9 protein-coding genes are annotated in these 9,829 nt (G+C 50.5%); 2 read left to right on the forward strand and 7 right to left on the reverse strand.

From position 1 onward, the window contains the following. Window positions 1-291 precede the first annotated feature (291 nt). Window positions 292-1,764, forward strand: coding sequence for a type II CAAX endopeptidase family protein (locus tag AAH187_RS17970; RefSeq protein WP_342349864.1), 1,473 nt, complete (start codon window positions 292-294; stop codon window positions 1,762-1,764). Window positions 1,765-1,786: 22 nt separating this feature from the next. Here AAH187_RS17970 and AAH187_RS17975 read toward each other — a convergent pair whose 3' ends face one another. From AAH187_RS17975 to thiD, 5 genes are all read right to left on the reverse strand, one after another. Then, window positions 1,787-2,590 (reverse strand): hypothetical protein, encoded by an 804-nt coding sequence (locus AAH187_RS17975; RefSeq protein ID WP_342349865.1) that lies wholly within the window; start codon window positions 2,588-2,590, stop codon window positions 1,787-1,789. Between the two features lie 90 nt (window positions 2,591-2,680). Then, complete coding sequence (locus AAH187_RS17980; RefSeq protein ID WP_342349866.1) at window positions 2,681-3,199, reverse strand: gamma carbonic anhydrase family protein; 519 nt, start codon at window positions 3,197-3,199, stop codon at window positions 2,681-2,683. A 55-nt stretch (window positions 3,200-3,254) separates the two neighbouring features. Then, a complete protein-coding gene (locus AAH187_RS17985; RefSeq protein ID WP_342349867.1) occupies window positions 3,255-3,731 on the reverse strand; it encodes a hypothetical protein in 477 nt (158 codons plus the stop codon). Between the two features lie 18 nt (window positions 3,732-3,749). Then, on the reverse strand, window positions 3,750-4,559 hold the full coding sequence (locus AAH187_RS17990; protein ID WP_342349868.1) for an alpha/beta fold hydrolase: 810 nt from the start codon (window positions 4,557-4,559) through the stop codon (window positions 3,750-3,752). Window positions 4,560-4,567: 8 nt separating this feature from the next. Next, the gene (gene thiD, locus AAH187_RS17995) at window positions 4,568-5,359 is read right to left on the reverse strand and encodes a bifunctional hydroxymethylpyrimidine kinase/phosphomethylpyrimidine kinase (protein WP_342349869.1); all 792 of its coding nucleotides are present in this window, start codon (window positions 5,357-5,359) and stop codon (window positions 4,568-4,570) included. A gap of 246 nt (window positions 5,360-5,605) precedes the next feature. On the opposite strand from thiD, the gene AAH187_RS18000 reads away from it, so the two are divergent. Beyond that, a complete protein-coding gene (locus AAH187_RS18000; RefSeq protein WP_342349870.1) occupies window positions 5,606-9,019 on the forward strand; it encodes a PAS domain S-box protein in 3,414 nt (1,137 codons plus the stop codon). A gap of 136 nt (window positions 9,020-9,155) precedes the next feature. On the opposite strand, the gene AAH187_RS18005 is transcribed toward AAH187_RS18000, so the two are convergent. Together AAH187_RS18005 and AAH187_RS18010 are read right to left on the reverse strand one after the other, a co-directional pair. Further along, window positions 9,156-9,491, reverse strand: a complete 336-nt coding sequence (locus AAH187_RS18005) for a hypothetical protein (protein ID WP_342349871.1) — start codon at window positions 9,489-9,491, stop codon at window positions 9,156-9,158. Window positions 9,492-9,560: 69 nt separating this feature from the next. Beyond that, window positions 9,561-9,829: hypothetical protein (locus AAH187_RS18010; RefSeq protein ID WP_342349872.1), on the reverse strand; the 269-nt coding region annotated here is incomplete at its 5' end.

The following is a 9,829-nucleotide window of genomic DNA, read 5'->3' on the forward strand; positions in this document are numbered from 1 at the left end:
CCCGGCAGCCGAGGTCCTTTTGTTTCGGCAAAAGGACCCAAAACCACTGGCCCTCGGCGTGGTCCGGGGGATGCACTGCGATACTCGCATTCTTTCCACTTTTTTCTGCGCGTCCTTGCCAGACGTAAGCGCCAGATTCTTAGCAGTATAGAACACGCAATATGTGGTCATAGCGGATATGTTGCTGGGGGTGCCCAGTGGCCTCAGTATCGAGCATATCACCGGAAGATCATGGTATCGTCCCTAGTCTTTGAGGGAAGCAAAGTTTCCTTGTATCTGTGAGCCAAGTTCATGGAATCAGAGCAATTGGTTGAACCCATATCGGATACCCGCTCGGACTTTCAAGAAGAAATTCGATTTTCTCCGCTGCTGACCGTTTTGTGTTTGCTGGTGTGTGGGACGGGCATGGGATTGTTGTTTTGGGCGGTGACCCTTTCTGATGATGTGCGCCTGGCGTCACCTGAAAGCCGTGATCTTGAGCGGATCGCCAGCCGGATGCTGGGTTTTGAATACCGCCTGCCTGAACTCTCCACGTTTGAACAAGTGATGTATCGTTTGGGGGGACAAGATGGGGAGACGCAGGAGGAAATCCGGCTGTGGTATGAAGAAACGGTTGATGAACAGTCCAGACCATTGGATGGATTGTATTTGGGAATGATCTATGGAGAAGCGGGTTTAACGAATCAACTCAGTCAGTTAGTGGCGAAATGGGAGGGTGAGAAACAACCTCAGGCTCTTTTCCGTCGATTACTGGAAGTGGGATATGATCAGAAGGAAACCTCGCCTGAGGATTACGGTTTCTTGCAAGCGAGGTTAGCTGAAGAAACCCCCACGAATTGGTTTTACTTTCAACTCGCGCAGCGAATAGCCGTTCAGGCTGGTAATCAAGATTTACAGGCAAGTATTCAATCGCAAGAGTCTCAGTTAACCGACCCACCATTATGGAAATGGCGTGTACTATTGGCGGGTGAGGTGGTGGTGATTGGGATTGGGGTGGTGTTCTTTCTCCGTCTGGGTTTTGCTCGTCTAACTGGCAGAGTTTCACAGGGCCAAATCGGCTTGGCTTCAAGGCGCCTTCCTTGGACATTCAGGGAAGGGATCGCGGTCTTAGCCAGGGGGGGTGCCCTGACAATTTTCCTGATGATTCTGTTGATGGGTCTAGTGGGGGTCATGCCTGATGGATTAGGAATTCTTGAAGATTACGGGATTGTCTTACTGTATCTTCCGCCCGTCGTCCTGACCTCCCTTGTGCTGTGTCGACCCAGGAAGCAGTCGTTGTTGCAGGTCGTAGGCTGTTCCAATGTGTGGCAACGGGTTAAATCCGGCCTGCCGTTGGTCGTGATGTTGGTGACGCTTGGGCTGGTTGGGGACTGGCTGATTGTGCTCGGGGGAGATGCGTTTCAATCCTCTGTGCATTGGACGGAATGGTTTGTCCCGCAGCTGATTTGGGGAACGCGGATGGAAGTCATGAAAACCACAATCGACTTTGTAGTTCTGGCTCCATTCTTCGAGGAACTCATTTTTCGCGGGATTCTCTTTACGACCCTCCGAACCAGATTCAGTTTTCCACTCTCCATGGTCGCGAGTGGGTTGGTTTTTGCCTTGGCCCATGGCTATGGGGTGGTTGCGTTTCTCACCGTCTTGTGGAGCGGGTTGTTGTGGGCCTGGGCCTATGAACGGACCGGGAGTGTGATCCCTGGCATGCTGGCGCATGCCATCAATAACGGGGTGGTGGTGTATTCTCTTGTGGCATTTTTCCGTTAGGAATACCATTGTTTCAATTCATCTATCCTCCTGATGATGAATGCCGTTCGATGTCATCTAATGCATGATACAGATCCGGAAAACGTAGGGTATAGTTGAGGTCGATGAGGAGTTTGTGAATGGAGATCTGTTTCCCGATTTCGCGAGGGGGCGTGGGTGGGGGAATGGGAATGCTCCACTTTTGTGACGCGATTGAGAAAATCTCTGACCAGGTCCGTGGGGTCCCATCACTAGCCAAATACGTGGTACCATTCTGAGCCCGTTCAAGGGCTCGCAAACAGATTCCTGCAGCATCATCCACATGGAGGAGATTGACCCACTTGGGAGAATTGTGAATCCTCCCTTTTCTCATCCAATTCAACACATGACGACCTGGCCCGTATAATCCTGCCAACCGAATGACGACGGCGCCCAATTGTGTCCGAAGATATTCTTCTCCCTGAACACGGGGAATGTCCATGTTCACAGGAGTCTGTTCGGTCACGATTCCGCAGTTTGTGCCATAGGCCGATGTGCTGCCCATCACCAGAATTCTGCCAGACTCCATAGGGCGGGTGGCAAAGAAGGCCTGGACCAGGCTTAATGGCGTCGCAGGAAAACACCAGATGAGATGGGCGGGGCTGGGAATGGATCGCCAGGTTTCAGGTCGGATCAGGTCAAAATCAATTCGATGTTCAGGTGAAATCTCTGAGAGATGGACATCCGGCATTCGGCTTGTCGTGAAGGCGTTCCATCCTGCATCAACTGCCTGGTGATAGAGCCGTCGACCGGTATAGCCGGTTCCCAGAATGACCAGCGGAATGTGTTGGAGAGAAGAGTGGGTCACCGAAGAGGTCTTATTGAAATAAGTGCTTGGGAGGAGCAACCTTGTATGAACCGTGGCGTATCCTGATTGGGCCTTGATGGAATGCCGGCATCACTCATTCTGTTCTGCGACATATTGTTGCGCGTATCGGATGTAGTTCGAGGCGGATTCTTTGATCCACTGGACTTCGGCATCCGTCAACAAACGCTTCACTTTGGCCGGGGACCCCATGACCAGGCTCCTCGAGGGGATGTGGATATTCCCGGTAATTAAGGCTCCGGCACCAATGACACAGTCTTCTTCAATTACGACGCCGTCCATGATGATGGCTCCCATGCCGATCAGCACCCGATCATGAATCGTGCATCCATGGAGGACCACATGATGGCCGACGGTGATGTCATCGCCAAGAGTGAGGGGGTGGGTGTCATGGGTGACGTGCAACAGGCAGAGGTCCTGAATATTGGTCCGATGGCCAATGCGGATACTATGAACATCTCCGCGTATGACGGCATTGAACCAGACACTCGATTCCGATCCGATGGCCACATCGCCGATGACCACGGCCGTGTCTTCGATAAACGCGCTAGTCGCGACGGATGGGGCTATCCCTCGATATGTTTTTAACATGAGCACGGTCCTTTCGCCGAATGAAATTTATCCGTATGAGGACGACAAGTGAAGGTTAGAGGCGAATGAACATGGCGCAGATGACCAGGACTGTGAGAACAGTAAGGATGGTGAGATACGTCGCCACACTTCGGTCTGAGAGCCAGTCGGTTTGCCAATGTTGAGGATAGGCGGTTTTCCCCGAAAAAATCCAGCCTTCCTGGTACAGTCCTATTCCCCTCTCGAGTTCAATTAACTGTTGTTTGGCCATCCGGTGTCGAGTGGCTTGTTCAAGAATCAGATAGGCCACGAACCCTGACAGTATGACCACACCGAAAATGGCCAACCAGCGCATGTCGAAGTCCTGGTGCCCGGGGGAAATCACCGCTATTGTCATGATCAGCAGCACTAATACCGTATTGTAGAATGCGGACAACCGGCTCATGTATTCCCGCCGCCGGAGCACCTCGTTTTTAAATAATGGATACAGCACGCGAAAGACTTCGAGTTGCTCTTGGGATAATTCCCTGTTGGTGTGTGGTGGATCAGGCATGAAACCGGTCATACCCCATCATGAGGGAGGCAAATGAGCGATCATCCACTTGGCCAGATGAGTGGTCATCAGCCGAAAATCTTCAGGCCGTCCAAATTGATGGTTCGCACCGGGTATGAGCCGAAAATCTTTTGCCACGTTGAGAGAAGTCAGTAAACGATCAATCTGATGAGCGGGAATGACTTCGTCTTGATCCCCATGCACTATCACTATGGGGGCTTGAATACACGAAGCAGAGTGGTAGCCGTTGTAGGTGAGGCATTCCTCGAAAAATGCATACGGCAAGGGTGTTGGAAGGTCGCCACCAAAGACGTTGGGTATGTGATCGGTGCATTTCCATCGGTCCATGGCGTCCGTTCCCAGTTTCAGGCGAAGCACTTCAGAAAAATCGACCACCGGGCATTTCAGGCCAAGGGCCTGTAATTGGGGATACCGGGAGGCTGAAAGAATGGTCATGAATCCACCAAAACTGGATCCAATCAGTCCGAGAGCCTTCATGGATCTTTCGGTGAGAAAGTGAGCGGCCGCATCCAGTTGTTCCTCACATTTTTTGATACTGAAGGTTGTCAATGGTTCCGGTGAGTCACCCATGCCATACCAATCGAATCGAAGAGTCGCGATGGATTGAGGAATAAGAAGTTCCGTCAGCCGACGATTGGTTCGACTGTTTTTATCGGAGGGAAACCCATGGCAAAGGATTACCGCTCGATTTGTGGGAGCAGCCGGCTGAGCGAAAATCCCTGTCGTCACAATGCCGGATGGACCGGTAAAGTTGACAGGAGCTTCAGTCCCTCCGTCCCAGCTTTCTGTGGGCGATGCGGTCTCCACGAACTGCGCTATGATTGAAGAAAGTAGAAGTGATCCGTAGGGCCATTTCCCTGGCCAAGAGCAAGGCCGTGACGAATGGCCTCGGTGGTATAGTGTTTGGCAGCCTCAATCGCGTCGGGAATGGTTTTCCCCTTGGCGAGGTTGGCGGCTATGGCAGAGGCCAGGGTGCAGCCGGTCCCATGAGTCGTGTTCGTCTGAATGAATTCACCCTTAAACATGCGAAAAAACCGGCCGTCATAGAGTAAGTCGGTCCCCGGCTGTTCCAGCAGGTGCCCACCCTTGATCAGGACATGTTTGCAGCCGAATTGATGGATCACTTTTGCCGCCTCTCTGGCATTGGCCAGAGTCTTAATGGAGAGGCCGGATAACATTTCGGCTTCGGCAATGTTTGGGGTGAGAAGAGAAGCCTGAGGAAGCAATGCGGTTTTCATGGTTGCCATCGCATCCTGTTCCAGGAGTGGATATCCTCCTTTTGCGACCATAACCGGGTCGACAACCAGGTGCTCAAGATGTTGCTTTGCCAGATTCCGACTGACCGTTGTAATAATGTCGGAGGTCGCCAGCATACCGGTTTTTGCGACCGTGATAGGAATATCGGAGAAGAGCGCATCTAATTGTGTCTCAATAATCGAAAGAGGCAGATGAAAAACGCCAGAGACGCCGCACGTATTCTGTGCGGTAATGGATGTCAGCACCGACATCGCAAACACTCCATTCGCGGACATGGCTTTAATATCGGCTTGGATTCCGGCTCCTCCACTGGAATCTGAGCCGGCGATGGTGAGAACAGCTTTTTTCATGCGTGATAGCAAATAGATAGTGTGTGGACGAACAGCGAGTCTAGCATGTCATATTCTGATGATCCAGGGATGAAGCCTCCTTATTATTTTTGCCTTGGAGACCACGCTGTTCCATCTTACGTCTGAGTGTGTGGTTTTTTTGAGCATTTTTTCTTGACATTATAGGGAAAATATTTCATGGTACTTTATTATAGAGTCACTCCTTGAGGGTCTGGTCAATCTGGGCTTTTCAAGGATAGATGCTGTATGGAATCTCCCCACCCTTCAAAGTCTCCTCCTTCCGATAAAGAAGTGCATCGGGAGCACCTGGGAGATCTGACGCTTTCCCTTGGGTCTTCTCAAGGGTTATCTGGACAATTATCTTCGGAATGGGAAGCTTCGAGCCACAATAACAAATTGCGCGAGTCTCTCCAATCCAATCTGTCGCCAGTTGCCTCACATGCTGATTCGCATGAAGAATTGAATGCTCTCCGCCAGCAAGTGGAGCGATTCATTTTCGCCTCTCAGGGCTCTCGTGAGGGGTTATGGGTGGCTGAAATTTGTCCTGATATTCCCTGGTATTCTCCAGATTGTCCGGTGTGGTATTCCCCTCAGTTTATTGCGATGTTGGGATATGAGGAATCTGAGTTTCCAGGAGTGCGGGGAAGTTGGGAGCAACGGGTACACCCTGAAGATCGGGAGCGGGTGTTTGAGGCTTTAAACAATCATGTTGAAAAGAGGATTCCCTACCATGTGGAATCCAGGTTACGCACTAAATCAATGGGCTATCGTTGGTTTGAGGCCACCGGCGAGGGAACCTTTGATGCCGATGGCCGGTTACTTCGAGGTGGAGGAACCATACGCGATATTACGGAGCGTAAGTTGGCTGATGACCTATCAAGGCGAAACCACGCTCTGTTAGATGCGGTCCTTGAAGAAATGAGTGATGTGGTTTATGTCAAGGACCAGGATGGTTGTTACCTCCTGGTGAATCCTTCGGGAGCAGAGATCATGGGAAAGGCTATACATGAGGTCATCGGAAAAACCGATCAGGAAATTTTTGGTAGCCATTCGCCGGCGTTGTTTGTTCAGGGGGATGCTCAGGTGATGGGATCTGCGGGGACTCAGACCTTCGAGGTTGAGGTACAGGAACAACATCCTGTGTCCCGAACGTTTTTAGTCACGAAAGACTCCTTTGGGTCTTTGCCTGAAGGTCAGAATGGGGTCTTGGGCTTTGCTCGAGATATTACATTCAGAAAAGCCGCTGAGCTAACCATTCAGGAGCGAGAAAAACGCTTCAGAGCCATTATGGAAAATGCCTATGATCTGATCACGGAAGCCGATTCAGAAGGACGGTTCCTGTATGTGAGCCCAAATTTCAAAGAATCTCTGGGGTACAGCTCCCATGATCTGCTTGGCACGAGTGTCTTTGCTCCGGTTCATCCCGAAGATCGAGAAATGGTGGTGGAGGAATTTTGTCACGGCATAAAGACACAAGGTTCCGGTCGTTCGGTGTATCGCTATCGACATCAGAATGGGGAGTATCGTTGGTTTGAAAGCACCGGGCGAGCTTTTCAAACGGCGCTTGGTGAACTTCGAGCTGTCGTCATTTCGCGAGATATTACGCAACGAAAACAATGGGAAGATGCCCTGGAGTCGATTGTCAAAGGCAATGTGCTTCCCGGCTCACCAAATTTCTTCGAAGTTCTGGTTGGCGAATTGGCGAAAGCTCTTCAGGTGTCCATGGTGTTTTTGTCAGAGCGGATTGAGAAAAATGACAGCAAAGCCCGGACATTGGCTTTTTGGAACCAAGACCATTTTGAGCCGTCAACGGTGTATGAATGTATGGGAGGGCCTTGCGAACAGGTACTTTGGGGTGACCCTGTTGGCCATACATCCGGAGTTCAACAACTCTTTCCACACAGTGAAGCAATTCAAGCCTTGAGGGTTGAGGCGTATTATGGAACTCCTCTTTTTAATTCCAGGAATGAGGTTGTGGGAAATCTGGCGCTCTTGGATACGCAACCGTTTGTTCTTTCCTCTCAAGGGCAAAATCTTTTGAAGATTTTTGCGGCACGAGCGGGAGCTGAACTTGAGCGGAAGCGGGCACAGGAAGATGTCCAGAAAAGCCAGGACCAGTACCGTGAACTCTACGATCAGACCCCATTAATTTATTTTACCGTGAATAATCAGGGCCTCGTCCTCTCCGTTAACCAGTATGGAGCCCAAGTATTAGGGTACCGGGTTGAGGAATTATTGGGGACCTCGGCGTTCTCCGTGGTCCATGAAGATGATCGTGACCTATTTCAATCAGGTTTGGAGAAGGGATTTCGTGAATCGACCAAAGGCGTTCTTCCTGAATTTCGGAAGGTAAAAAAGGATGGGACTATTCTTTGGGTGAAAGAGACGATTCAGGCCATTGAGAAACAATCCGGGCCTCGGGTGTGGTTACTGTCTTGTGAGGATATTACCGAGCGGAAACGGACCGAAGAGGCTTTGGCATTGAGTGAGACGCAATTGAGACATACTCAAAAAATGGAGGCGATTGGTACATTGGCCGGTGGCATTGCCCATGACTTTAATAATATTTTAGGTGCGATTTTGGGATATTCTGAATTGGCGATGGCCTATGCCACCAAGGATGAACGCTTGAAATCGTATTTAACTGAAGTGGTCGCCGCCGGGAATCGGGCCCGTGATCTGGTGAAGCAAATTTTAGCCTTTAGCCGTCGATCGGAAAAGGATAAAGAGGCGATTGATCTGCGATTGGTGATCAGTGATGTCCTGCAAATGGTCCGTGCCAGCTTTCCTTCCTCAATTGAAATTCGAACGTCATTAGATCTTGAGTCTACGGTTATTTATGGTGATCGGACCCAAATCCAGCAGGTGATTATGAATCTCTGTGCCAATGCGGAATATGCCATGCGGGAAGAGGGCGGTCTGTTGGAAATTGTCTTATGCCATGAGGGCATTCCAGAGGAAGGGATACCGGGCATGGGTATGCCTAAGGCCGGTTCCTATCTTCAGCTTGTGATTCGTGACACAGGAAAGGGCATTCCGCTCGAAATGCTCGAGAGAATTTTTGAGCCATTCTTTACCACAAAACCTGCTGGGGAAGGCACGGGACTCGGGCTGGCCGTCGTGCATGGGATCGTTCATAACCACGGTGGTGGGATTGCCGTGTCCAGTCCTCCAGGAGGGGGAACCACCTTCACGGTACTCCTGCCGCGCCTGGATGTGGTGGTGCCCGTAAAACCTGAGGAAGTGATGGACTGGCCGACTGGATCGGGAAGGATCTTATTTGTGGATGATGAAGAAATGCTGACGCGCTGGGGGACGCAATTCCTCAGCCATTTAGGCTATTCCGTTGTGGCAAGCGTCAATCCGTATGAAGCGTTAGATCTGTTTCGAGCACACCCGAAGGATTTTGATATGGTCGTGACGGATCAAACCATGCCCACCATGAGCGGTGAGGCCTTATCTCGTGCGTTGTTAGGTATTCGAGCGGATATTCCTATTCTCTTGTGTACCGGGTTTAGCCACACCATGACTCAAGAGAAAGCCAAGCAACTCGGCATTCAGGCCTTCTTAATGAAGCCGGTCAACGGACTGTCTCTGGCTCTTGCACTCCGGGACATTCTGGATGAAGGTCCCACTTCGGATTCGATGTTTCATGCCTGACAGGGCATCGGGATCAATCTACGGGTAGGGTTGTGGCCCTCTTTTTTAAAATCTGATGTGAGGGATTGCCCGATTCCACAGCTGCCAGCCAACGTGTCAGCACCCCGTTCCTCCATTCTCCTCATCAAGTCCTTGATTATTTCACTTCAACCTCGATTGAATCAGACGTGTCAAGAATTTCATGGTCATGATCGGCCACCTTGACTGTGATCAGATGCTTACCCGGAGTCAATCCTTGAAGTGTGCCTTTAAATCCTTTTTGGTATTGGCCATCGACAAAGGCATGGACATGGTCGGCTTTGGTGCCTTTTTGTAACGTATACGTGAGTTCAACAGTTGATTCGACGAATTCGCCATTGCGCGGAGAGGTAATCGTCAGCTGCGAACCTTCCTTTTCCACGGCATAGGCCGACAACCCACCCATTGCAATCACGCTTCCTACGATTGCCACTCGAAACATCCAGGACAACATACGACTCTCCTTTGTCTTAGCAGATGGAGTTGAATGGGATTTCCCATGAGATTCTTAATCGAGGGATTATTACCGAAAAAGTTTTAGAGGGCCAGATTCCATAGTGCTGGAAATGGGAATGCCGCCAAGTGTTGATATCGTCCATGAAAAATAAAATGAGTCAGGTGAAAACCAGGAAGAGATAAGCTTTCTGTAGAAACCTACGAAGGTCAGGGAGCCCACGTGAACGGAGCCTTTACTTGGCAAGATTTTAGTCTTACGAATTTTTTCGCCCTTGTATATGTATAAAAGTTCCGGAAATGCTGTAGGGCCGGGGTTCGTCTCGGCAGCCGAGCTAA

This window comes from uncultured Nitrospira sp., from assembly GCA_902500695.1.
Lineage (GTDB): Bacteria > Nitrospirota > Nitrospiria > Nitrospirales > UBA8639 > Nitrospira_E.

Excerpts from the sequence above, each read along its gene's own strand:
- thiD (WP_342349869.1), bottom strand. The coding sequence starts at position 5,359 with ATGAAAAAAGCTGTTCTCACCATCGCCGGCTCAGATTCCAGTGGAGGA.
- AAH187_RS18000 (WP_342349870.1), top strand. The coding sequence starts at position 5,606 with ATGGAATCTCCCCACCCTTCAAAGTCTCCTCCTTCCGATAAAGAAGTG.
- AAH187_RS17980 (WP_342349866.1), bottom strand. The coding sequence starts at position 3,199 with ATGTTAAAAACATATCGAGGGATAGCCCCATCCGTCGCGACTAGCGCG.
- AAH187_RS18005 (WP_342349871.1), bottom strand. The coding sequence starts at position 9,491 with ATGTTGTCCTGGATGTTTCGAGTGGCAATCGTAGGAAGCGTGATTGCA.
- AAH187_RS17970 (WP_342349864.1), top strand. The coding sequence starts at position 292 with ATGGAATCAGAGCAATTGGTTGAACCCATATCGGATACCCGCTCGGAC.
- AAH187_RS17985 (WP_342349867.1), bottom strand. The coding sequence starts at position 3,731 with ATGCCTGATCCACCACACACCAACAGGGAATTATCCCAAGAGCAACTC.